This window comes from Achromobacter sp. D10, from assembly GCF_035282245.1.
GTDB classification, from domain to species: domain Bacteria; phylum Pseudomonadota; class Gammaproteobacteria; order Burkholderiales; family Burkholderiaceae_B; genus Achromobacter; species Achromobacter insolitus.
The window spans coordinates 291,186-315,146 of record NZ_JAYJLE010000006.1 but is presented as its reverse complement, the minus strand read 5'-3'; the positions used below and the strand labels follow the sequence as shown (position 1 = coordinate 315,146).

Below are 23,961 nucleotides of genomic sequence, written 5' to 3'. Positions count from 1 at the left end.
AAGACGGCGCCCGCCCGGCCTTCTATCCTGGGGTCTGCTCAACCCCGCCCGCAGGCCGCCCCATGCCCGATATCCTTCCCATCAACTTCGCCGAAAAACTGGCGCTGTTTTCCGAACAATGGATGCCCAAAGTCGTCGCGGAGATGAACGACTACCAGTTCAAGCTGGTGAAAATACAGGGCGAATTCGTGTGGCACAGCCACGCCGACACCGACGAAACCTTCATCGTCATCGAGGGCCATCTGCGCATCGAACTGCGCGAGGGCCACATCGACCTGGGCCCCGGCGAAATGGCCGTGGTCCCCAAGGGCGTGGAGCACAAGCCCTGTGCGCCCAAGGAAGTCAAAATGCTTTTGATCGAGCCGCGCGGCGTACGCAACACCGGCGACCAGGGCGGCGATCGCAGCGCCCCCAATGACGTCTGGATCTGAGTCCGCCGCCATCTGCTAAGGTGTAAGCCCATCAGGAGCAAACCATGTCCAAGATCATGCTCGTCACCGGCGGCGGCCGCGGCATCGGCGCCGCCGTCGCCAAGCTGGCTGCCCGCCGCGGCTACGCGGTGGGCGTCAACTACCATTCCAACGCCGACGCCGCGCGCGCGGTGGTCGAGGAAATCGTGCGAGGCGGCGGCCGCGCCGTCGCGCTGCAGGCCGACGTCTCGCAAGAGGACCAGGTGCTGCGCATGTATGGCGAACTGGACCAACAGCTGGGCCGCATCGATGCGCTGGTCAACAACGCCGGCATCCTGGAGCAGCAGATGCGCGTGGACCAGATGAACGCCGACCGCCTGCTGCGCGTGCTGTCCACCAATGTGATCGGCGCCTTCCTGTGCGCCCGCGAAGCCGTGCGCCGCATGTCGACGCGGCATGGAGGCCAGGGCGGCGCCATCGTCAACGTGTCGTCCGCGGCGGCTCGCCTGGGCTCGCCCAACGAGTACGTGGACTACGCCGCATCCAAGGGCGCCATGGACACGATGACCATCGGCCTGTCCAAGGAAGTCGCGCCCGAAGGCATCCGCGTCAACGGCGTGCGTCCCGGCACCATCTACACCGATATGCACGCCAGCGGCGGCGAGCCAGGCCGCGTCGACCGCCTGAAGGGCGTTATCCCGCTGCGCCGCGGCGGCACGGTGGAGGAAGTGGCGGGCGCCGTCATGTGGTTGTTCTCGGACGAAGCCGGCTACACCAGCGGCTCCTTCATCGAGGTGTCCGGCGGCAATTGAGACGCCGCGCCAGACTTATTTGTTGTCGGTGGCAATGACGCTGGCCTCCTTTCTGGCGGCAATGCGCGCCTCGACGCGCCGCAGCACCGCCAGCACGAATAGCGCCATCACCGTGCTGACCACGGCGGTCGCTTCGCGCCCCATGCCCGCCGCCACGCCAATCGCGGCCGTCATCCAGATGCCGGCCGACGTCGTCAGCCCGCGGATCTCGCGCTCATCGCTCAACTTGATGATGGCGCCCGCGCCCAGAAAACCGATGCCGGCAATCACGCCCTGCAGCACCCGGCTCAGGTCGCCGACCTCCATGCCGCCCTGCAGCGGCACCAGCACGAAGATCGCGGCCCCCAGCGCCACCAGCATGTGGGTACGCAGGCCTGCGTCCTTGCCGCTGCGTTCGCGCTCGTAGCCCAGCATGCCGCCCAGCAGCATGGCCATGCCCAGGCGGAGCACGATGCGGGTCGCCTCCCCGACATCCGGAATGTCGGCGAATTCGCTGCGCACCGTGGACCAGATTTCCAGCCAGATTTCCGTCATCGCCGGCTCCTCGTGGGAAAGAGTCGGGCCAGCATAGCAGGCGCCACGACGCTGCCGCCATGCTGCGCACGCACTGGCACATGTAGGCACAACTGGTTTACAACCGAGCTGGCGTCACGCGGCGTCGCGGACGAAACTGACCGGAGGGTTTCATGGATTTGCAGCTAGGCGGTAAACGCGTGCTCATCACGGGCGCATCCAAGGGCATCGGCCTGGCATGCGCCCTCGCCTTCGCCCGCGAAGGTGCCGAACCGATACTGGTGGCCCGTGACGACGCGGCGCTCGGCGCGGCGGCCCAGGCAATCCGTGAACAGACCGGCAAGCAGGCGCGAGCCGTCACGCTGGACCTGGCGCAGGCCGGCGCCGCCCAACGCCTTGCCCAGGAAGCGGGCGACATAGACATCCTGGTCAACAACGCCGGCGCAGTGCCCGGCGGCGCCCTGGACCAGGTGCAGGACGAGCGTTGGCGCGCCGGCTGGGAACTGAAGGTCCACGGCTACATCGATCTGGCTCGCCTCTATTACCCGCGCATGCGCGACGCCGGAGCGGGCGTGATCGCCAATATCATCGGCATGGCGGGCTCCGCCCCGCGCGCCGACTACATCTGTGGGGCGGCGGCCAATGCATCGCTCATCGCCTTCACGCGCGCGCTGGGCGGGGATGCTCCGCGCCACGGCGTGCGGGTCTTCGGGGTGAACCCCTCGCGCACCCGCACCGACCGCGTGCTGACGCTGGCCAAACAGCGGGCTCAGGCGCGCTGGGGAGATGAAAACCGCTGGCAGGAAACGCTGTCGGACCTGCCTTTCGGCCGGCTGATGGAACCCGGCGAAGTGGCGGACATGATCGTGTTCGGCGCGTCCCCGCGCGCGGGCTATCTGAGCGGCACGGTGATCGATCTGGACGGCGGCGAACAGTACGCGCGCTGAGCGGAGGCCGGCGCGCCCGGACCTAGGCCGCCGCCCGCCAAGCCGCCAGCAACCCCGGCAGCGCGTTCATGTCGGTGAACACGTGGGCCACGCCCACGTTGCGCAAGGCCTCGGCGCCGCTATGGCCGTTGGCGTCCGGGCTGTAACCGAATACGGTGGCGCCAGCGGCAACCCCGGCCGTGGCGCCCGTCACCGTGTCTTCCACGATGGCACACCGCCTGGGATCGACGCCCAGCGCCTGCGCGGCCGCCAGGTACACGTCCGGGTAAGGCTTGCTGCGCGGCATTTCATGGCCGCTGAAGACCCGCTCGCGGAAGCAGTGGGCAATACCGACCTTGGCCAGCTGCAGTTCCACCTTGCGGCGGTCGGCTCCCGAGGCAACGGCAATGCGGCCGTCCAAGGCCACATGCAGGGCCCGCACCGCATCCGGCGCGCCGGGAATCTCGACCAGGTCCCTGTCCAGCGCCTCGTTGCGGCGTTGGCGGAACTGGTCGAACCACTCCGGCGTGATCGTGGCGCCCGTGCGGGACTCGATCAGCGGCAGTTCGTCCCTGACGGCTTTGCCCGTGAAGATCTGCATGGTTTCCGCATGCGTGATGCCCCAGCCCAGTTCATTGAGCATCTCGGTCAGCACACGGCTGGTGATGGGTTCGGAGTCGACCAGGACGCCATCGCAGTCGAACAGCACGGCATCGAAGGGAAAATCAGTCATTGCAGAGGGCTTTGGGGTGTCGAGGAAGCCGGTAAGCATACTTGAACCAGCTTCCGTGCCCTTCACTTATATTGCATTTTAAATAGTCAAAATGCAAAATAAGCGGCATGACCATTTCCGCCACGCCCCGCCACGCCGCCTTCACCCTTGATGGCATCCGTTACACCTATCTCGACCTGCCCGGCATGTACGGGGCGGAATACTTCCGGCTGCCGGTAGTGCTGCGGCTGCTGCTGGAAAACGCGCTGCGCAATATGGGGGACGCGGAGCGCGACGCGGCGGCCACGGCGTTGTTCGGGTGGCTGGAGCGCGGCACCAGCGAAGCGGAAATCGCCTTCCTGCCCGGACGGGTACTGATGCATGACACGACCAGCACCCCCGCGCTGGTCGATATCGCCGGAATGCGCGATGCCTTGGCCGAGGCCGGCGTGGACCCCGCGGCGCTGAACCCGGTGCTGCCGGTGGACGTGTCGGTCGACCATTCGCTGGCCGTGCAATCCTATGCCCGCCCCGACGCGGCGGCGCTGAACCTGGACCTCGAACTGCAGCGCAACGCGGAGCGCTACCGGTTCCTGCGCTGGGCCTCCAAGGCCTTGTCCAACGTGCGCATCCATCCGCCGGGCACGGGCATCATGCACACCATCAACCTGGAACAACTGGCCACCGTGGTCTGCGGACAGGAGGGCCCCGATGGCGTCGCGCTGCATCCGGACATGATGATAGGCACCGACAGCCATACGCCCATGGTCAACGGCATCGGTGTGCTGGGCTGGGGCGTGGGCGGGCTGGAAGCCCAGACGGTGATGTTCGGCATGCCCACCCTGCTGCGCATTCCCGATGTGATCGGCGTGCGCCTGACCGGCGCATTGGCGGCCGGGGTCAGCGCCACCGACCTGGCGCTGACCGTGACCCAGCGCCTGCGCGAGATCCAGGTTTCCGGAGAATTCGTGGAGTTCTTCGGTCCGGGCGTGGCCACGCTGCCGGCGGGCAGCCGCTGCGTGGTCGCCAATATGGCGCCGGAATATGGCGCTACCACGGGCTATTTTCCTATCGACACGGAAACGCTGGCCTATCTGCGCCAGACGGGCCGGCCCGAGTCGCTGATCGCACAGGTGCAGGCCTACGCCGAACGCGTCGGCATCGCCTTCGATCCAGCCGCCGAACCGCGCTATAGCCGCATCATCGACATCGCGCTGGAGCAGGTGCAGATGCATGTAGCCGGGCCCCGTCGGCCGCAGGACCTGCATCCCTATGGCCATACCAAAGCGATCCTGGCGGGACTGGCGGACACGCCAGCGGCGTCCGCCGGCGCCTTGCCTCGCCACGCGGTCGCGATTGCCGCCATCACCAGCTGTACCAACACAACGGACCCGCGTCTGCTGACGGCGGCCGGCCTGCTGGCGCACAAGGCGCGCCATGCCGGCCTGCGCGTGCCCGCCTGGGTCAAGACCTCGCTGGCGCCGGGATCGCCGGCGGCCGCGGCCTATCTGGCGCGCGCCGGCCTGCTGGAAGACCTGTCCGCCGTGGGCTTCGACATCGTGGGCTACGGTTGCACCACTTGCATCGGCAATTCCGGGCCCCTGCCCGACGCCGTGCGCGAGGCGATGGCGGCCGGCGCGGTCCACCCGGTAGCGGTGCTGTCCGGCAACCGCAACTTCGCCGGCCGCATACACCCGGACCTGGACCTGGGCTTCCTGATGTCTCCAGCGCTTGTCATCGCCTTCGCGCTGGCGGGCGATGCCGAACGCGACCTCAGCCGCGACCCCGTGCAGACCGCGCCCGATGGCCGTCCCATCCACTTGCGCGACTTGTGGCCCGGCAACGCCGAGATCGAGGCCGCGCTGGCGGCGGGCCAGCAGCCTGCCGACTACCGCGCGGCGTTCCAATCGGCCAGCGCCAACCCGGCATGGCAAGCGCTGGACTCGCCGGACTCGCCGCGCTTTCCCTGGAACCCGGCCTCCACCGCGTTACGCCGCCCGCCGTTTGCGCGCACCGAAGAGGCCAGCCAATTGGGCCGCTACACCGCGCATCCCCTGCTGGTGCTGGGCGATGACGTGACGACCGATCATCTGTCTCCCGCCAGCGCCATTCCGCCGGACAGCCTCATCGCCGACTTCCTGGTGGAGCGCGGCGACGACCGCAACGACCTGAACGTCTTCGCGTCGCGCCGCGGCAACTGGCAGGTGATGCTGCGCGCAGCCTTCTACAGCAAGAGCCTTGTCAATCTGCTCTGCCCCGGCGCGCCGGTGGGCCACACGCTGCACGCCCCAAGCGGCCGGGTGGAGCCGATCTGGGAGGCCGCCGGCCGTTACGCCCGGGCCGGCCAGCCCGTGGTGCTGGTCGCAGGCGAACGCTATGGCACGGGATCCTCCCGCGACTGGGCGGCCAAGGGCCAACGCCTGCTCGGCATCCGGGCGGTGCTCGCGGTGAGCTTCGAACGGATCCACCGCTCCAACCTGATCGGCATGGGCGTCCTGCCCCTGCGCCTGCCTGCCGGCGTCACGCCGGCCACGCTGCGGATCCGCCCGGGCGACCGGATCGAGATAGACGCCCAGGCCGCCGCCCTATCGCCGCGCATGCCCGTGGCGGTGCGCATCCTGCGCGCCCATGGCGCCATCGAGACGCTGCAGGCTACCGCCGCGGTTGAAACCCGGCTGGAAGTCAGGCTGCTGCGCATGGGCGGCGTCATTCCCGCTATCCTCACGGACACTCTCCATTCCGCCGTCCGCAACACATGAGCGTCCACACCAATACCGTCGCCAGAATCCTGACGCTGATCGAGGAAGACCGCCTCTGCGCGGGCGCGCACCTGACCGCGCAGAAAATCGCGGACCGGCTGCGCCTGTCGCGTTCGCCGGTGAACGACGCGCTGGGTATCCTGGAGCAACGCGGCATCGTCTCGCGCAAACCCAACCGCGGCTATTTCCTGGAACGGGACCACGACACGCTGGCGGATCTGCGCGAGAACCTCGCACCGCCTTCCGTGGACGACATCGTCACGCACAGCTACTTCAAGCTGGCCGATGAACTGCTGCGGGGGGCACTCCCCATGCAGTGCAGCGAGGCCCTGCTGCGCGCGCGCTATGGCCTGTCGACGGCACAGACCCAGGCCTTGCTCGCTCGCATCGCGCAAGAAGGCTGGGCGGAGCGCCGGCCCGGCTACGGCTGGGAATTCTCTTCCATGCTGACCACGCCCGACAGCCTGCTGCAATCCTATCGCCTGCGCTTGGCGCTGGAACCCGCAGCGCTGTTGGAACCCGGCTTCCGCATCGAAAAACACGTGCTGGCGCGTTGCCGCGCCGCCGAAAAACACCTGCTGGACGGCGGCATCCGTACCGACACCGCCGACCAGTTGCATGAGCGCGGCGTGCGCTTTCATGAGTCTCTGGTGGAAGCCTCGGGCAATCCATTCTTCATCGACGCCATCAAACGCGTGAACCGGGTGCGCCGGCTGCTGTCGTACCGCTCCATGCAGGACCGCCGCCGCTACAAACAGCATTGCGACCAGCACCTGGCCATCCTGGATCTGCTGGAACACGAGCGCAACGAGGAAGCCGCCGCCGCGCTGGCGGACCACCTGCGCAGCACCCTGGACAATCTGGCGCGGATCAGCGGGCTGCTGGCCTCCTAGTTCAGCAAGAGACAAGCAAGATACCGTCAGAAGTCCATCGACGCGGAGAGCATCAGCGTGCGCGGCACGCCCTGGGAAATCGTGCCGTACGAAGCCACGCCCGACCAGTAGGCCCGATTGAATACATTGACCACATTGGCCCGCAGGGTGAGGTCCTTGCCATAAACCTTGGTGGCGTAGCGCGCCCCCACGTCGAAAGTGGTCCACGACGGCACCGACTGGGTGTTGGCCTGGTTGATGTACTCGCTGCCGGTATGCATCACGCTACCCGTCAGGGTCAGGCCCGCCACCCAAGGCGTATCCCATTCCGCCCCCAGGTTCACCGACACCTTGGGCACGCCCACCGGCCGGTTGCCCACCACGGCGCTATTGCCGGCGCGTGTCAGTTCCGCATCCAGCAAAGTCACCCCGCCCAGCAAGCGCAGGCCGCGCCATGGCTCGCCGGCCAGATTGAATTCCAGACCGCGATTGCGTTGCTCGCCGTCCACGCCGTAAACGCCATTGGTCAACTGGCCGCTGGGTTTAGTGATCTCGAAGGCGCTCAGGGTCAGCATGGCGCTGTCCAGATCCACCTTCACGCCCACTTCCTTTTGCCTGGCCTTGTAGGGTTTGAAGACCTGGCCCGCATTGGAGGCCGTGGCGGGCGCCACGTCGCCCTTGCTCAAGCCTTCGATGTAGTTCGCATACAGCGACACATTGCTCCAGGGCTTGATGACGATGCCAGCAAGCGGCGTGGTCGCCTTTTCGTCATAGCTGACCGTGCGGGCGCCAGTCGCGGCGTTGAAGTTACGCGATTCGATACGCTGCTGGCGCACGCCCAAGGTCAATTGCGCGCGCTCATCCAGGATGCTGAGCGTATCGGCCAGCGCCAGGCCGGACAGGTCCGACGAGGCGATCTTGGGCACGCTGGCCGGCGCCGGAATATGTTGCTCAGGCCGCGTGATCGGATGGTAGATGTTGGAGGTAAGCGGCGTTCCCAGCACGCTGGCCTGGGAGTTCCGGTCGCTGTACAGACTGCCCATGAAGCTAATGGCATGACGCACGGGCCCGGTGTCCAGCTTGGCGCGCAGCCCGGCGTTATAGGTGCTGCGGTCGACCTGAAATCGGAAATTGTTCGGCGTGACGACGGTATCGCCGTCCGCGTTGACGATGGTCGGCGTCTGATCCGACAAGCGCGCAACGCTGGTATCCGAGCCGCCCGCGTCGGCAAATACCGTCAGGCGATCACTGATGTCGTACTCAATCCGCAGCAGCGCCGATTGGCCATCGGACTTCCACCAGCCCCAGGGCTGGGTAGCATTGCGCCGCCCGTCCGCCGCGTGGGGTACATCGATGCCCGCGGCCACCAGGAAAGGCCGCGTGGGAGCGTCGATCTTTTCCTGTTGCGTCAACAGGTCCAGAGAGGCGCGCAAGCGTTCGCCTTGATAATCCAGCGACAAGGCGCCGATGTCGGTGCGCGAATACAGGTTGTCCAGCGGGGTATCGCCCTGGCGGTGCATGCCGTTGACGCGCACGCCCCATTCTCCGTCCGTGCCGAACCGGCGGCTCAGGTCCACCCGCGCGCCGAATTGCGAATCCCCCGCATAGTCGGCGGACACGCGGCTCAGGTCCCGCGGCAGCGCCCGCTTGGGCACCATGTTGATCACCCCGCCCACCCCGCTGTTGGGCGACATACCGTACAGCAGCGCGGCCGGTCCTTTCAGGACTTCGATCCGTTCGATGTAATCGGTAAAGACGTGATAGTTGGGCGCTACGCCATAAACCCCATCAAAGGCGATCTCGCCCAGATTGCCTTCGCCGATGGGAAAGCCCCGGATGTAGAACGAGTCGGTCACCCCGCCTATCTGGCCGGTGAAACGCACCGAGGGTTCGACGTTCAATGCGTCGGCCAGCGTCACCGACTGGCGGTTCGCCATCAAGTCCGAGGTGTAGTTCGTGACATTGAAGGGCGCATCCATTACATCGCGGTTGCCCAGCAACCCCAGCCGGCCGCCCCTGGCAACCTGGCCGCCTTCGTATTCTGCCGGCAATGCAAAGGGGGCTGCCGCGCTGCCTGCCACGGTGACTGCCGGCAGCACGGTGGCCGACTCCTCCGCCCCCGCCGGTGGCAGCTTACGCAGCGAATAGGCGCCGCCGCCCTGTTCCGACAAGGCGTAGCCCGATCCGGCCAACAAGCGGGAAAAACCTTCCTGCACCGTATAAGCGCCGTCCAGTCCGTCGCTGCGCAGGCCCGACACCAATGCTGGATCGAACGACAGCGGCACTCCGGCAACGGCGGCAAAGCGGGCCAGCGCATCGCCCAAGGGTCCGGCGGGAATCGCATAGGACTTGCGCGCAACAAGGCTCGCGGCATCGGCAGCCAGCGCCTGAGGCAGAGGTCCCCCCGCAGCCAGCAATGCCAACGCCACGCCAGCAGCCCGCGCCATTGCCGCTGGCAACGCCAGGCCGGCAGTATCACGCGCCGGACGTGGCGAACGGGAGATTCGGGAAACCATGAAGCTATCCTTCGTAAGGGTCTGGGTGGCGCGCGATTCGCGGCGATTCACCCGGTACACCGGACGAAGCGAAAAAAAGTGTCAGTCGGTCCGCGATTAATTTGTAACGCCGGAGCGGGGAACGATCGTCGTCCAGTACGGCGTCATCCGGCTCACCCTCACGGGCAAGGTCTTTTCCAGCAACCGCAAGCTGGCATCGGTGTCGTTCAACGGGAACGCTCCGGACACGCGCAGCCCCGCTACCGACGGATCGCAGCGCAGTACGCCCGGGCGATACCGGCCCAGTTCGTCCGCCAGATCAGCCAGCCGCCAATTGCGGACGGCAAGCATGCCCTGCTCCCATGAAGCAGCCGAGGCGTCCGCCAGGACCGCAGGCTGCACCTCGCGCCCGTCGAAGACGGTTTGCTGTCCGGCTGGCAGCACCGTCGCGGCGCCAGCCGCGGCGATGGGCCGGATCTCCACCGCTCCCTCGAACACCGCAACAAGCACGGCGCCGCCTTGGTCACGCACCAGAAAGCGCGTGCCCAGCGCGCGTATGGCGCCTTGGGTCGTCCGGACGATGAAGGGGCGCCGCAGCTGCGGAGAATCGCGGCCGGTGGTAAGCAGGATTTCCCCGGCGCGCAACCAGACGATGCGCTGTTGCGCGGTGTAGTCGATATCGACCGCGCTGGCGGTATTCAGCATCAGCTGCGTGCCGTCGGCCAATTCCATGCGCCGCTGTTCGCCCGTGCCGGTGCGCGCATCCGCGCTCCACTCGCGCCAGGGAAGGTCGCGCCAGCCTAGCCATGCCGCGGGTCCCAGGATCAGGAGCCCGGCAAGCGCCCGCATGGCCTGGCGACGGCCCGGGCGATCCAGCCGCCGCAGGGTATCTCCCGCGATCCCTGGCGGAACCTGGCCGAATCCACGCAGCATTTCCTCGGCACGCTGCCAGGCCGCAGCGTGCGCCGCGCTGCGGCCGCGCCAGCGAGCGAACGCCTCTTGGTCGGACGGCGACAAGGTCTCGGACTGGAAACGCACCAGCCAGCCGGCCGCTTCCTTCAGGATGGCGGGATCGATCACGCCTCGACCTGGCTTGCAATCAGGCATGCGGTCAGCGCGGCCTGCATATGACGCTTGACCGTGGACAACGACACGCCCAGGCCCTGCGCGATTGCGTCATAGCCCATGCCGTCAAATTGCGACATCAGGAAGATTTCGCGAGTCTTGGAGGACAAGGTCCGCAGTGCCGCATCGACGGCGCGCAGCGTCTCCAGGATCAAGGCACGGGCCTCTGGCGACGGCGCCTCATGCTCCGGCAATTGCGCGACAGCCGCCAGATAGGCTTCTTCCAGCGCCCGGCGGCGCCAGTGATCCACCACCAGGCCCTTCGCGATATGGGTCAATAGCGCTCGCGGCTCGGTCCCTGCATCTGTTCTACGTCGACCGGCCATCAACCGCACAAAGGTGTCGTGGGCAAGGTCTGCGGCGTCGAAGGAATTTCCCAGTTTCTTGCGCAACCAGACCGACAGCCAGCCATGATGGTCACGATAGAGTTGCGCGACATTGTCGGCGGGAGGGGAGTCGGGCGAAGACAAGGCGCACCTGTCGATAGAATGCAAATAGGAACTGTTTTCATTCTATCGCATCCGCAACCGGCAATGGGCGCGTGCCGGCGCCGCTAGTAATCCATCGGAATGTGGCTCTGCGCGGCCCTCAGTTCCTGTATGTGGCGTTCGGCCTCTTCCTTCTCGACGGCGGGCGGCAAGGGCCGCCAGCTCACCATGTTGCCGGGCGTCTTCACCGGCATCCAGCCTAGCACGCTGTAGAGCGTGATGGCCGTGCATCCTGTGTCGTACCGCGTTTCGTAATAACCCTGCCGATCCGGCTTGGTATCGCCGGACATCCAATCCAACTGAGACATCCATGTCTCCTCATTCTGAAGCTTGTAGTCCCGCACCGGACGAACCGTCCCCGATGGTATAGCGGCTATTTCCGTCCGTGCTGCCACCTTGCGCCCGCTTTGCAATTCTTGATAGAGGGGAATCCCTGAGACGAGGCGAGGCGTCGATTGCTAAACCAGGAAATCCGGGGATAGGATGTGGCAAAACATTTTTACAAACCCAGGAGCGGAGAGATTCGCTTGCACGGACTCTGGGCGAACCGCCATGTCGAAACTGGCCCTGATGCGTTATCCGAAAGATCGGCTGGCCGCGCTGGCGGGCGCCAGCGCCTTGCGCGCCATACGCGAAGGCCTGCTCTGGACGCTGCCCTGCCTGTTGATCACGGCGCTCTTCCTCGTCCTGTCCGTCATCGCCCGCCAACTGGGCCTGCCCGCGGCCCTTGTCGACTTGCTGACCGGCGTCCACGACAAGCTATCGGGCATCATGCCGATCCTGGCGGGCACCTCCATCGGCTACATGCTGTCGTTCCGCCACCGCGTGCCGCACCTGCCCACCGCGTTCCTCTGCCTGTCCTACGTCATGATCGCCGAAGGCCTCATGGCGCCCTATCCCCAGGCCGCCGCCACGCTGGTGCTCTTCATCGCCATCATCTCGCCCCTGCTCACCGTGCCCTTGATGGCATGGCTGCACCGCCGCCGCTGGACCCAGCTGGCGCCCGACGGCGTGATCAGCGAAAACGTCCGTGACACGCTGAACATGGTGGTGCCCGGGCTGCTGACGGCCGGCCTGGTCGTGCTGGCGCTGTCGGCCGCGCTGCAGATCCCCGCCGTCGCGCAATTCAATATTCCGCTGGGCCTCGCCTCGCTGGATAGCCCTTTCACCTCGGGCGCGCTGATGGCGGGGCTCAACTCCCTGCTGTGGTTCTTCGGCATTCACGGCTATCACGCGCTCACGCCGCTGATGAGCGTGATGGATCAGGCGGCCATGCTGAATTCCGCCAGCCAGTCCGCCGGCTATGAAGGCATGTATGCCTTGAACAGCACATTGCTGGGCGCCTTCGTCTTCATCGGCGGATCGGGCGCAACGTTGTCGCTGGTGGCGGCCATCCTGGTGTTCGCGCGCAGCGAGCCGCTACGCGTGCTGGCATTGGCCAGCCTGCCGGTCGCGTTGCTCAACGTGAACGAGATCCTGCTGTTCGGACTGCCCCTGATCCTGAATCCGCGTTTGCTGGTTCCGTTCATCCTGGCACCAGTCACGAACGTCATCCTGGCGCTGGGCGTGGTGCAAATGGGGTGGCTTCCCTCCGCTTCGACGGCCCTGCCCCTAACCTCGCCCGTGCTGTTCAACGCCTATGTCGCCGCCGGCGGCAGCCTGGGCGGCGTGGTCCTGCAGATCGTGCTGATCGCCATCGGCACCTGCCTGTATGCGCCCTTTGTCGTCGCGCTGGAACGCCAGCGCCAGGAAAGCGGCACCGTCTACTTCAAATCGCTGGACACGACTTTCACCCGGCTGCAGGAAGAATCGTTGCTGTACGCCCATGATCCGGTGGTGCAGACCTACGCGGACCGCGCGCGCCGCAATGCCGAAAACACGCGCATCCGCGCCATCAGCCAGTACGACTTCCATCTGGAATTCCAGCCTCAGGTCTCCTTGCGCAGCGGCCTGTGCACCGGATGCGAAGCGCTGTTGCGCGCCACCGGCCCGGACGGCGCGCGGCAGGCCCCGCTGGAGTTCCTGCGCTGGCTCGCGCAGGCCGGACTGATGCGGGAAGTGGATCTATGGGTGGCCAGACAGGCGGTGCAGCAATGCCTGCAGTGGCGCAGGCATGATTTCGCGCTGCCGATGACCATCAACGTCACGGCTGGCACACTGACGTCAGAAGACTATCTGGAAAAGCTGATCAAGGTACTGGCGCAGGCCGACGGACAGATCTCGGTGGAACTGACCGAAGACGCGCTGGTGGAGGACACCCAGGCGCTGCACACGGCCTTCGACCGCCTGCATGCGATCGGCGCCCGGGTCTACATCGATGACTTCGGCACGGGCTATTCGGCCTTGAGCTACCTGCACCAGTTCGAGATCGATGCGGTCAAGATCGACCGCAGCTTCGTGGTGGCGCAAGACAGCGACAGGGGCGCGCTGGTCCTGACAGGCCTGCTGCGCTTTTGCGAAGCGCTGAACCTGCAGATCGTGGTCGAAGGCGTGGAAACCGACCAGCAGTTGAAGGCGCTGGAATCCCCTGCCGAGATCATCGTGCAGGGGTGGTACTACAGCAAGGCCTTGCCGGGCGGCAGCCTCATGGAGTACGCGCGCCGGCGGGAAGCCGCCGCGCCTACTTGATGCCGATGAACGGCAAGGCCGCGTTAGGCACCTGGGTGGTCGGCAACACGCCATCCCACTTTTCCACCGCGTTCAGGCTGACCAGATTGGTGTTGGCGGCCAGGGCTTCGGCCTTGGCGCGGATCGCGGCCGCTTCGGCGTCGCCGCGCATGCGGATGCCATCGGCCTCGGCAGTGAACTGTTGACGGCGCGCATCGGCTTCCGCCTTGGCCTTGACCACCTGGATCTCCGCGTTGATCATCGCCGTTTCCTTTTGCTGGCGGGTCGTCTCGATCTGCACCTGCGCCAGCATGCGCTGCTCGATCGAGTGCTCATAGGCCTGCGAAAAACCGACTTCCTCGATCTGCACGCCCACCACCTGCACCGGCGCGCCTTCCATCGTCTTGAGCACGGCCGTGTTCACGTCCTGGCCCAGCTTCTGGCGCTCCTGGATGGCGCGCACCGCGGTGTACTGGCCGAACACGTTCTTCACCGAGTCAGGCGTCTTGCGCTCCAGCACGCGCATCTGCAGGTTGCTGATCGTGCCGTACTCCGAGTACAGCTCGGCCACGTGTTCCGGCGGCACGCGATAGGTCACCGATACGCGCAGAGTGGCTGGCTGCTGGTCATAACTGTAGGCTTCCAGTTTTTCAAACACGAACGTGTGATCGCGCACCGATACCGTCATCACGTTGTCGATAAATGGCGTCTTGAAGTCCAGGCCCGGTTCGGACACGCGCACCAGCTTGCCGTTGCGCAGCACCACGCCGCGCTCGCCCTGATCGACCTGGAACCAGGAGTCGAAAGCCAGGAACAGGATCAGCAGGAACAGTATCGCCGTGATTACCGCAATCTTGAAACTGCGCGGCTTTACCGCGCCAATCGTCTTGACCATCTGGATGTCTGTCGGCTTCACTTCGAATCCCTTTCTGATTTTGAACGTTTACGGTCCGAGAGCACGGCGGCGATGCCGCGCGCCAGCAAATAGGCGACCACGGCCGCCCCAACCAAGATCAGGAAATACCTCATCGCGTGTTCCCCCCGGAAAATAAGCAGGGGATTCTATCGCGAGTGGAAGTCAAACGAATTGTGGCGATTGTTGCAGCAAGACCAACGCCACAACCATCGCAACCGACCTGCTCGCAAGAGCGCTTCTATCAGGTGTCGGGCGCGCCTGGCGACGCAACGCGGCGTCTAAAGTTCCTAGCATCAGGCCGCACACTGTTACGTCCCTGCGGCGGGTCTATCTGCTACCGTTGAATCGCCTCGCGCCGCGGCCCTGGCCCCGGCGCCCACGACGGAGACCGCGCATGCCACGTCCTTCCGAGTCCGCGCCGTTGATTGGCGTGATCCCCCCGTACATGCTGGATCGCCTGGCGCAGCATGCCGACTCGCGGGTCAGCATGCCCGCGGTCAAGACGCTGATCATCGACCAGCAACAGCGCAGCTTGCGCGAAATGGCGGTGCAGCCGCCACGCGCCAAGCCCGCTCGCCCCAAAAAGACGTCCCCCGCCGGCACGCCCCAGCGCGCCGTGCACGACGCTGCCAATACCACCACCCTGCCCGGAAAATTGGTGCGTGCCGAAGGTGCCCCCGCCAGCAACGACGTGGCGGTGGACGAAGCCTATGAGCACCTGGGCGCGACCTACAAACTGTTCTGGGACGTCTACGAGCGCCATTCAATCGACGGCCAGGGCCTGCCTCTTGTCGGCACCGTGCATTACGGCGAAGACTACGACAATGCCTTCTGGAACGGCGCGCAAATGGTGTTCGGCGATGGCGACGGCGAAGTGTTCAACCGCTTCACCGTCGCGGTGGACATCATCGGCCATGAACTCACGCACGGCGTAATCGATGCCGAGGCCGCGCTGCTCTATCAAGGGCAGTCCGGTGCGCTCAACGAATCCCTGTGCGATGTCTTTGGCGCGCTGGTCAAGCAATACACGCTCGGCCACGATGCGCGACAAGCCGACTGGCTCGTGGGCGTGGGGCTGTTCACACCCAAGATCCGCGCCCGCGCCCTGCGCTCCATGGCCGAGCCGGGCAGCGCCTACGACGATCCCCTGCTGGGCAAGGATCCGCAGCCCGCCCACATGGACAACTATGTGGACACGCCGAGCGACAACGGCGGCGTGCACATCAATTCGGGCATCCCCAACCGCGCCTTCTACCTGGCGGCCACCGCGCTGGACGGCCCCGCGTGGGCCGGCGCAGGCCGCGTCTGGTACGACGCACTCTGCGACAAGCGCCTGCGCCACGACGCCGACTTCGCCCAGTTCGCGAAGCTGACCGTGGCAGTGGCTGCGGAACGCCATGAGGCGGCCGTGCGCGATGCTGTCGCCCGCGCCTGGGCCGGCGTAGGAGTGAAGACATGATTGAACTGCCTTCGCTGGACCTGGCTCTCTTGGTGCGCCTGACCCGCGAAGGCGGGCTGGCCTATGTGCCCGCGCTGGCGCAACCGCGCAGCATCGACCTCGTGACCTGCCCTCCCGGCCTGAGACAGGAGGTCTGCGACGCCCTGCAACGATCCGCGCCTGTCGCCGTCCCGCGCTGCGCGGACGCTGGCGGCGACCAGCGCTACTTCCACGTGGAAGTCGTGTACGAAGGCGACGACATTGCGGACATCAGCTTCGACGTGCCGGAGACCGACGCGCCCGAGCCGCTGGTGCGTTTGTGGAAAAGCCAGGTCTAAGGGGTTTGAGCGCGGCATCGCGGTATCGCCCGATCTGGATGGCGCGGCCGGCGTATAAGCCGGTGGCCGCCATGGCCAGGCTCAGGACCGCGCACAAGCCGAGCGCCATGCTCCAATTTCCCTGGGCATCATGCAGCGTGCCTGCCAGGGCCGGGCCGCAGGCCGCGAACAGATAGCCGACGCATTGCGCCATGCCCGACAGCGCCGCCGCCTGCTGCGCATGGCTGGCGCGCAAGCCCACGAACGCCAGGCCCAGGATGATGCCGCCTCCCGTGCCCAGACCCATCAGGACGATCCACAGCGTCGCCCAGCCAGGCGCGGCGATAAGGCCCGCGAACGCGACGAACGAGGCCACGGCCGAGCAGAACGCGGCGCTGCGCTGATCCTTCAAGCGCCGCACCACCGGAGCCAGGAACAAGGCGGGAACGGCCGACATGAGTTGCAGCAGGCCGTGCAATGCGCCGGCGCGTTCGGCCGTATAGCCGGCGTCGCGCAAAATGGCCGGCAGCCAGCTCACCCCCACATAGAACACGAAGGAATTGATGCCAAGGAACAGCGTCACCTGCCACGCCAGGGCAGAGCGCCACAGGCGGTCGCCATGCGGCGCATGCGCCGTGCTTGCCGCAGGCGCGGTGTGCTTGGCCAATTGCGGCAGCCACAGCAAGGCGCTGGCCACCGGCACCAGCAGCAGGCAGCCCGTGGAAAATCGCCACGTTGCCTGGGACAGGTCCGCCAAGGGTATGGCAATGGCGGACGCCAGACCCGCGGCCAGGCTCATGGTCAGCACATAGGCCGAGGTCAGCCCCGCGACCTGCTGGGGAAAATCGCGTTTCAGCAAGCTGGGCAGCAGCACGTTGCCGATGGCAATGCCGGAGCCGATGACCGCCGTGCCCAGGAACAGGCTCCAGGCCGGCCCCAGCGTGCGCACGACAATGCCCGCTGCCACAAGCAGCATGGCCGCGAACAAGGTGCGCTCCAGGCCGTGGCGGCGCGCCAGGCCCGCCGCGAACAGCGACACCACGGCAAAGGCTAGCAGCGGCAAGGTAATCAGCATGCCGGCAGCCGTGGCGCTCAGCCCCAGCTGTTCGCGGATCATGCCGGTCAGCGGCGGCACGCCGGTAATGGGCGCGCGCAGCGCCATGGACATGCAAAGAATGCCTGCGATCAACAGGATTGGATTGCGGACGGGATGTTGGGTAGGGATGGGATGCGAATTCATGCCTCAAGCTTACGCATCGCCTCCTCAGCCGAATTTCGAGATAATGACAACTTATCCTTAAATTCAGCCAACCCGTTCCTATGCATCGACTGGATGAGCTCGCGCCGTTTTTCGATTCCGATATCGACTCGCAGTGGCCCTATGCGATGCGCGTGCACGCGGACGAAAACGACCAGGAGTCCCCGCCCCATCGCCACGCCATGGGCCAGCTGGTGCTGTCCATGCAGGGCGGCGTGACCTGCTCGGTGCCCCAGGGTTTATGGATGGTGCCGCCGCAATGCGGGGTCTGGATTCCAGGCGGCGTGCCGCACAGCAACCGGGTCACGCAAAACGGCCGGGTGTGCTTCTTGTTCGTGCCTCCTGACGCGCCCGGCCTGCCGCGCCAATGCTGCACGTTGGCCATCACGCCCTTGGTGCGTGAGCTGGTCGCCCATCTGGCGGACCTGGCCCCGGAAGAGACGGCAACTGCCGCCAACCGGAAGCTGGCCGAGGTACTGGTCGAGCAATTGGCACGCATGCCGGCAGAGCAGTTGCATCTGCCCATTTCGGACCATCCGCGCCTGCGCGAAATAGCCGACGCCCTGAACGTCAACCCCGCCGATCGCAGCACCGTGGCGCAATGGGGCAAACGCGTCGCCATGAGCGAACGCACGCTGGCGCGCCTGGTGCAGCAAGAGCTCGGCATGAGCTTTGGCCGCTGGCGCCAACAGATGCACATCATCCAGGCGCTGCAACGGCTATCCGCGGGGGTCTCGGTCCAGCGCACGGCGGATGACCTGGGCTACGAATCCGTCAGCGCCTTCATCACCATGTTCCGCAAGGCCTTGGGCAAGACGCCCGCCCGCTATTTCGCGGATAAGGCGGACGGGCTCAATTGACGGCGGGCGGATAGTCCAGCTCGCCCGACTTCATCAGGCCGCGCATGTGCGCCTCGCGCATTTCCGCGGCCGCCTGTTCACGGGTCTTGTCAGACACGGATCGCGGCGTCGGCGGATAGTCCAGTTCGCCGTAGGTGACCAGCCCCGCCGCGCGCGCGGCGTCGAGTTCTTCGCGCACCTGCTGGCGAGTTTTGGCTGCGCCCATCGGCAGGTCCACCGGATACTCCTGTTCGCCGTAGGTGACCAGGCCGGCTGCCTTGGCCTCCATCAATTCGGCGCGCACCTGTTCGCGGGTCTTGTCTTCTGCGTGCGCCACGGCGGCGGCAAGCGTCATGCTCAGCGCCAGTGCGGAGAGTCGGAATGTATTCATGAAATCCTCTGCGGTTAACGAGTGCTGCATTATTCGTTCGCCGCCCGGCCCGGATAAATCCCGCAAGACGCAATCCAAGGTTGTGCCGCGCGCAAGCCTCGTCGCGCCCGGCGCCGCGGCGTTCAGCCTTGCGCTGGACGCAAGGGTGGGTTGAGCCGCGCATGGTTTTTCCCGTCCCTGCATCTCCCTAGACTGAGTAGCTCCTGTTATCCAAGGACGCTATTCCATGTTGTCTTCTTCATCTCCAGGCGGGAGCGGCCAGCGATCATGACGGCCGCCGCTCCTTCCGCCCCGCCCGCCGCGGCGGCCTTCGGCTGGCGCATCCTGACCGGATTGCTCGGCGTGCTGCTGGCGGTGATTCTCGCCGGGCTCAACGAAAACGTGACCAAGATGGCGCTGCCGGACATCCGCGGCGCGCTGGGGCTCAGCTACGACCAGGGCACGTGGTTTGTCGCGGTCTACGCCGCGGCATCGGTATGCGCCATGGCGTTTGCCCCCTGGTGCTCGGTCACGTTTTCATTGCGCCGCTTCACCCTTGCAGCGCTGGCGGGTTTCGCGCTGTTCGGCGCGCTCTGCCCGTTTGCGCCCAACTTGCCCGTGCTCTTGATCTTGCGCACGCTGCAGGGGCTAGCCGGCGGCGCGCTGCCGCCCATGCTCATGACCGTCGCCCTGCGCTTCCTGCCCCCCGGCATCAAGCTTTACGGACTGGGCGGATACGCCCTGACCGCCACATTTGCACCCAGTCTGGGCATCCCGCTGGCCGCCTTCTGCACTGAAGTGCTGGGTTGGCGCTGGGCCTTCTGGCTGATCGTCGGTCCCGCGGCGCTCGCCGGCTACGCCGTCTGGCGGGGCCTGCCCCAGGATCCGCTCAAGCTCGATCGCCTGCGCCTGTTCGACTGGCGCGGCTTCCTGCTGGGCGCGCCGGCGCTCTCCATGTTGGTCATCGGCCTGTTGCAGGGCGATCGGCTCGACTGGCTGAATTCACCGCTGATTGCCGTGCTGCTGGGCGGCGGCGGCGCGCTGATGGTGCTCTTCATGATCAACGAATGGTTCCATCCGCTGCCGTTCTTCAAGATCCAGCTTTTGCGCAACCGCAACCTGAGCCATGCCTTGCTGACGCTGGGCGGCGTGTTGATCGTGCTGTTGGGCGTGATCCTGATCCCTGCGACATTCCTGGCGCAATTGCGCGGCTACCGCCCGCTGGAAACCGCGCCGGTGCTGCTGACCATGGGCCTGCCGCAGTTGATCGCGCTGCCGCTGGTGGCCGCGCTGTGCAACCTGCGCCAGGTGGATTGCCGCTGGGTGCTGGCGGCCGGGCTCGGGCTGCTGTCCTTGTCCTGCCTGCTGGGGTCGCAACTGACGCCCATCTGGTCGCGCGAACAGTTCTACCTGCTTGAAGCCGTTCAGATCTTCGCCCAGCCCATGGCCGTTATCCCGCTGCTGATGCTGGCCACCGGCGGCCTGGCGCCGCAGGACGGTCCCTGGGCCTCGGCCTGGTTCAACACCATCAAGGGCTTCGCCGCCGTGGCCGCCACCGGCCTGCTGGACGCCCTGACCACCTCGCGGCGCAACTACCACTCCAGCATGCTGGCAGACCAGTTGGGCAATTTTCCGCTCCGCGCGGAGGGCGAAAGCGTGGCCGCGCTATCGCGCCGCATCCAGGAGCAGGCCGCCGTGCTGACCTCCGCGGACCTTTATCTGTGCATGGCCGGCGTGGCCGTGCTCCTCATCCTGCTGATCCCTTTCGTCGCCACCCGGATCTACCCTCCGCGCGCAGCGACCTGAACTCGAGTCAATACCATGCCTTTTCCTCTTTCACGCTCTTCTCTTCCACGCGCCGGCGCCCTGGGCGTGCTGATCCTCCTGGCCTATGCAGGCTGGTCATGGTCCGCCACCGGCACCGCCGAATCCACCGACGACGCCACCATCGTCGCGGATCACACCATCGTCGCGCCTCAGGTCTCCGGCTTCATCGACGCCGTGCTGGTCGACGACAACCAGGTCGTCAAGCAGGGCCAGCTGCTCGCCCGCATCGACGACCGGGACCATCAAGCGGCGTTGGCAGCCGCAAGCGCCGACCTCGCGGTGGCCGTTGCACGCTTGTCGGACGCGTCCGCAACACTGGAACGCCAGCAGGCCGTGATCGACCAGGCCATGGCGGTCACCCGCGCCGACCTCGCGGACATACGCTATGCCGAGAGCGAGGCCCAGCGCCACCGCAGGCTGGCCAGCGCAGGCGCCGGCACGCAGCAGGCCTTTGAACAGGCCAGGAGCCGGCTCGACATGGCGCAAGCGCGCCAGGCCGAGCATACGGCCACGCTACAGGCCGCGCGCAAGCAGCGCGAGGTGCTGGCGGCCAATCGTGAAGCCGCGCAGGCCGGGTTGCTGCGCGCGCAAGCCCTGAAGGATCGCGCCGAGCTCAATCTGTCGCACACGCAGGTCGTGTCCCCGATCGATGGCATTGTGGGCCGGCGTTCGCTGCGCGTGGGCGCCTACGTCAGCCCGGGCACGCCGATCCTCGCCGTGGTGCCGCTGCAGCAAGCCTATGTGGTGGCGAACTTCCGCGAAAAGCAGTTGACCCGCATGCGTCCGGGCCAGCCCGCGATCATCACCGTCGACGCTTACCCGGATGCTCGCCTGCACGGCCGGGTGCAGAGCATCGCGCCGGCGACGGGCGTGAGCTTTTCACCGGTCGTCCCGAGCAATGCCACCGGCAACTTCACCAAGGTAGCGCAACGCCTGCCCGTCAAGATCGTGCTGGATGGGCCGGCCGAAGGCGCGCCGCCGCTGCGGGCGGGCATGTCCGTCGAAGCCGTGGTCGACACAGGCGCCGCGGCAGAGGAGTCCGCACGATGAGCCCACGCCTGCTTGCCAATGTCGCGCTGGTCTGCGCCCTGCTCGCGGCGGGGGGTTGCGCCGTGGGACCTGACTATCAATCGCCTCAGCCGCAATTGCCCGCGCAATGGCGGATGCCCGATGCGTCCGCCGCGGCCAGCGTCCCCGTCTCGCAAAGCGTAAACACATCCTGGTGGGACAGCTTCGGCGATCCTGTCCTGAGCGCGTTGATCGCCGAGGCGACCGACGCCAACCTGGATATACGCATTGCCCACGAGCGCCTGCTGCAAAGCCGCGCGGCGCTGCGCGTAACCGAGGCCGACAGCCTCCCCGGGATTAACGCCGGCGCAAGCTACAAGCGCGGCCAGAACAGCGAGGTCGGCCTGTCCGACCCCTCCGGACGCCGGGGAAAGTCCTCGTTCAATCTTTGGCAGGCTGGCGCGGACCTCAGCTGGGAACTGGACCTGTGGGGCCGCGTGCGGCGCGAAGTGGAACAGGCTGGGGCCCAATCCCAGGCGGCGCTGGAGGCGCAACGCGGCGTGGTGCTTGCAATCCGAGCCGAAACGGCGCGCAACTACATCCTGCTGCGCGGCGCGCAAAACCAGCTCGACGTACTGCGCCAGACACTCGCCAACGCCGAACGCAACCTCGCGCTCACCCAATTGCGCCAACGCGAAGGCGTGGCCACCGAGCTGGACGTGTCGCAGGCCGACGCGCAGGCCGCGGCCATCGAGGCCGCGGTGCCGCCGCTGGCGCTGCGCATCGACCAGTTGATGAATGCGCTGGCGCTGTTGCTGGAGCAACCGCCCGGCGCGCTGCGGGAACGCCTCGCGGCCATGGCCCCGATACCGGGCGGCCCGGTGCAAGTGCCCGTGGGATTGCCCAGCGAACTGGCCGAACGCAGGCCCGATATCCGCCGCGCGCAAGCCAATCTGCATGCGGCCGTGGCGGCGATCGGCGTGGCCGAGGGAGACTTCTATCCCCGCATCACGCTCTCAGGCAACCTCGGCCTGCAGGCGCTGCAGCTGCGGGACCTCGACACGGACAACGCCGGCATCTTTGGGGTCGGCCCAGCGCTGCAGATTCCGATCTTCCAGGGAGGCCGCCTGCGAGGCCGTCTGCGGCTGCGCGAATCGCAGGCTCAGGAGGCCGCGCTGCTGTATCAACAAACGGTACTCAATGCCTGGCACGAGGTCGATAACGCCATGACCGCCTATCAGGCGCAACAGTTGACCCGGACCAGCCTGGAGCGCGCGTCCGAAAGCGCCCGTCACGCGCTGCTCAACGCCCAACGCCAATATGCCGCGGGCGCATCGGACTTCGTGAACGTGCTCAGCGCGCAAAATGCGGTCCTGGCCAGCGACCAGGCCCGCGTGTCCACCCAAGCCGCGGTGTCCCTGGTGCTGGTAGACCTGTACCGGTCGCTGGGCGGCGGCTGGGAAGCAGCCGCCGCCGGCCTCAGCCCTGCTTCGGCCCCGCAACGATGAACAGCCGCGGGAACGGCAGCAACACGGTGCCGTCGGCCATCGCCGGATACGCCTCTTCGATCAGGGACTGATAGCGGGCCAGGAAACTGGCCTGCCCGGCCGCATCCAGACGGTCGAGATAGGGTCGCAGCGCGGTGCCCTTGAACCATTCCACCACGGCCGCCGCGCCGGCAAGCGGATGGTGATAGGTCGTACGCCAAACGTCGAGCAAGCCGCAATGCGGTTTGAGCAATTCGTAGTACCAGGCGGCGCTGTGCCGCGGCGGATGCTTGAAGCCCCCGATAGCGGCCGCCCAGGGAGCCTCGCCGGCTACCTGGCGCGCCAGCCGGTGCGCGGGCTCCTCCAGATTGTCGGGGGTCTGCACCGCCAGGCTACCGCCTAGCGCCAGCTTGCCGACCAGGCGGGGATACAGCGTCGCGTGGTCTGGCACCCATTGCAGCGAGGCATTCGCCAGGATCACATCGTAGGTGTCGGCGGGATCCCACGCGGCGATGTCCGCGAGTTCGAATTGCATCGTCGGCAGGCGCTTCCTGGCGGTCTGGATCATGTCCTCCGAGCTGTCCATGCCGCTGACCTCGGCATTCGGGTATCGGCTCGCCAACACCTCGGTGGAGTTGCCTGGGCCGCAGCCCAGGTCCACCGCGCGCCTGACCTGCTGGTTGGGCAAGGCGGCGACCAGGTCCCGCACCGGGCGGGTGCGTTCGTTTTCAAAGGCGGAATACTGTTTGGCGGACCAGCTGGTCATGACGGCTCCTTGCGGC

22 protein-coding genes are annotated in these 23,961 nt (G+C 66.5%); 12 read left to right on the top strand and 10 right to left on the bottom strand.

Annotated features, from left to right (window positions below; genetic code table 11):
• Nucleotides 1-62: 62 nt before the first annotated feature.
• Entirely contained in the window at nt 63-431 is a 369-nt protein-coding gene (locus tag VCS63_RS19200; RefSeq protein WP_042794914.1) for a cupin domain-containing protein, read from the top strand.
• 44 nt (nt 432-475) lie between these two features.
• Complete coding sequence (locus tag VCS63_RS19195; protein WP_149063914.1) at nt 476-1,222, top strand: SDR family oxidoreductase; 747 nt, start codon at nt 476-478, stop codon at nt 1,220-1,222.
• A 15-nt stretch (nt 1,223-1,237) separates the two neighbouring features.
• On the opposite strand, the gene VCS63_RS19190 is transcribed toward VCS63_RS19195, so the two are convergent.
• Entirely contained in the window at nt 1,238-1,756 is a 519-nt protein-coding gene (locus VCS63_RS19190; protein ID WP_042794916.1) for an MgtC/SapB family protein, read from the bottom strand.
• Nucleotides 1,757-1,908: 152 nt separating this feature from the next.
• Here VCS63_RS19190 and VCS63_RS19185 point away from each other — a divergent pair, with 152 nt between their 5' ends.
• Nucleotides 1,909-2,682 (top strand): SDR family oxidoreductase, encoded by a 774-nt coding sequence (locus tag VCS63_RS19185; RefSeq protein ID WP_063640214.1) that lies wholly within the window; start codon nt 1,909-1,911, stop codon nt 2,680-2,682.
• Between the two features lie 22 nt (nt 2,683-2,704).
• On the opposite strand, the gene VCS63_RS19180 is transcribed toward VCS63_RS19185, so the two are convergent.
• Entirely contained in the window at nt 2,705-3,394 is a 690-nt protein-coding gene (locus tag VCS63_RS19180) for an HAD family phosphatase (RefSeq protein WP_323880745.1), read from the bottom strand.
• A 107-nt stretch (nt 3,395-3,501) separates the two neighbouring features.
• On the opposite strand from VCS63_RS19180, the gene acnA reads away from it, so the two are divergent.
• Nucleotides 3,502-6,132, top strand: a complete 2,631-nt coding sequence (acnA, locus tag VCS63_RS19175) for an aconitate hydratase AcnA (RefSeq protein ID WP_323880743.1) — start codon at nt 3,502-3,504, stop codon at nt 6,130-6,132.
• Complete coding sequence (locus VCS63_RS19170) at nt 6,129-7,025, top strand: GntR family transcriptional regulator (protein ID WP_076815232.1); 897 nt, start codon at nt 6,129-6,131, stop codon at nt 7,023-7,025. The genes acnA and VCS63_RS19170 overlap by 4 nt, the downstream gene beginning before the upstream one ends.
• 26 nt (nt 7,026-7,051) lie before the next feature.
• On the opposite strand, the gene VCS63_RS19165 is transcribed toward VCS63_RS19170, so the two are convergent.
• From VCS63_RS19165 to VCS63_RS19150, 4 genes are all read right to left on the bottom strand, one after another.
• The gene (locus tag VCS63_RS19165; RefSeq protein WP_164793137.1) at nt 7,052-9,520 is read right to left on the bottom strand and encodes a TonB-dependent receptor; all 2,469 of its coding nucleotides are present in this window, start codon (nt 9,518-9,520) and stop codon (nt 7,052-7,054) included.
• A 96-nt stretch (nt 9,521-9,616) separates the two neighbouring features.
• A complete protein-coding gene (locus VCS63_RS19160; protein WP_042794920.1) occupies nt 9,617-10,606 on the bottom strand; it encodes a FecR domain-containing protein in 990 nt (329 codons plus the stop codon).
• Entirely contained in the window at nt 10,576-11,094 is a 519-nt protein-coding gene (locus VCS63_RS19155) for a sigma-70 family RNA polymerase sigma factor (RefSeq protein ID WP_063640209.1), read from the bottom strand. Before VCS63_RS19155 ends, VCS63_RS19160 begins: the two co-directional genes overlap by 31 nt.
• A gap of 83 nt (nt 11,095-11,177) precedes the next feature.
• Nucleotides 11,178-11,420, bottom strand: coding sequence for a hypothetical protein (locus VCS63_RS19150; protein ID WP_042794921.1), 243 nt, complete (start codon nt 11,418-11,420; stop codon nt 11,178-11,180).
• Between the two features lie 244 nt (nt 11,421-11,664).
• Here VCS63_RS19150 and VCS63_RS19145 point away from each other — a divergent pair, with 244 nt between their 5' ends.
• Nucleotides 11,665-13,740 carry a PTS sugar transporter subunit IIC/EAL domain-containing protein gene (locus VCS63_RS19145; protein WP_323880741.1) on the top strand — a complete coding sequence of 692 codons (2,076 nt, stop codon included), beginning with the start codon at nt 11,665-11,667 and terminating at the stop codon, nt 13,738-13,740.
• Here VCS63_RS19145 and VCS63_RS19140 read toward each other — a convergent pair.
• On the bottom strand, nt 13,733-14,614 hold the full coding sequence (locus tag VCS63_RS19140) for a prohibitin family protein (RefSeq protein ID WP_042797309.1): 882 nt from the start codon (nt 14,612-14,614) through the stop codon (nt 13,733-13,735). The two genes, VCS63_RS19145 and VCS63_RS19140, sit on opposite strands and share 8 nt — an antisense overlap.
• A gap of 415 nt (nt 14,615-15,029) precedes the next feature.
• On the opposite strand from VCS63_RS19140, the gene VCS63_RS19135 reads away from it, so the two are divergent.
• Nucleotides 15,030-16,094, top strand: a complete 1,065-nt coding sequence (locus tag VCS63_RS19135) for a M4 family metallopeptidase (protein ID WP_104653752.1) — start codon at nt 15,030-15,032, stop codon at nt 16,092-16,094.
• Entirely contained in the window at nt 16,091-16,411 is a 321-nt protein-coding gene (locus tag VCS63_RS19130) for a protealysin inhibitor emfourin (RefSeq protein ID WP_063640206.1), read from the top strand. Before VCS63_RS19135 ends, VCS63_RS19130 begins: the two co-directional genes overlap by 4 nt.
• On the opposite strand, the gene VCS63_RS19125 is transcribed toward VCS63_RS19130, so the two are convergent.
• A complete protein-coding gene (locus VCS63_RS19125; protein WP_164793134.1) occupies nt 16,344-17,630 on the bottom strand; it encodes an MFS transporter in 1,287 nt (428 codons plus the stop codon). The genes VCS63_RS19130 and VCS63_RS19125 overlap by 68 nt on opposite strands.
• Nucleotides 17,631-17,710: 80 nt before the next feature.
• Here VCS63_RS19125 and VCS63_RS19120 point away from each other — a divergent pair, with 80 nt between their 5' ends.
• Complete coding sequence (locus tag VCS63_RS19120; protein WP_042794924.1) at nt 17,711-18,508, top strand: AraC family transcriptional regulator; 798 nt, start codon at nt 17,711-17,713, stop codon at nt 18,506-18,508.
• Here the strand turns inward: VCS63_RS19120 and VCS63_RS19115 are convergent.
• Entirely contained in the window at nt 18,501-18,878 is a 378-nt protein-coding gene (locus VCS63_RS19115; RefSeq protein ID WP_323880738.1) for a DUF4148 domain-containing protein, read from the bottom strand. The two genes, VCS63_RS19120 and VCS63_RS19115, sit on opposite strands and share 8 nt — an antisense overlap.
• A 267-nt stretch (nt 18,879-19,145) precedes the next feature.
• Between VCS63_RS19115 and VCS63_RS19110 the strand changes: the two genes are divergently transcribed.
• The 3 genes from VCS63_RS19110 to VCS63_RS19100 are packed head-to-tail and all read left to right on the top strand — an operon-like array spanning nt 19,146 to nt 23,200.
• Nucleotides 19,146-20,663 carry an MFS transporter gene (locus VCS63_RS19110; protein ID WP_323880736.1) on the top strand — a complete coding sequence of 506 codons (1,518 nt, stop codon included), beginning with the start codon at nt 19,146-19,148 and terminating at the stop codon, nt 20,661-20,663.
• Nucleotides 20,664-20,678: 15 nt separating this feature from the next.
• Nucleotides 20,679-21,734: an HlyD family secretion protein gene (locus tag VCS63_RS19105; protein WP_323880735.1), complete on the top strand. Its 1,056-nt coding sequence runs from the start codon at nt 20,679-20,681 to the stop codon at nt 21,732-21,734.
• A complete protein-coding gene (locus VCS63_RS19100; protein ID WP_323880733.1) occupies nt 21,731-23,200 on the top strand; it encodes an efflux transporter outer membrane subunit in 1,470 nt (489 codons plus the stop codon). The genes VCS63_RS19105 and VCS63_RS19100 overlap by 4 nt, the downstream gene beginning before the upstream one ends.
• Here VCS63_RS19100 and tam read toward each other — a convergent pair.
• The gene (gene tam / locus VCS63_RS19095; protein ID WP_323880731.1) at nt 23,172-23,945 is read right to left on the bottom strand and encodes a trans-aconitate 2-methyltransferase; all 774 of its coding nucleotides are present in this window, start codon (nt 23,943-23,945) and stop codon (nt 23,172-23,174) included. The two genes, VCS63_RS19100 and tam, sit on opposite strands and share 29 nt — an antisense overlap.
• Nucleotides 23,946-23,961 lie beyond the last annotated feature (16 nt).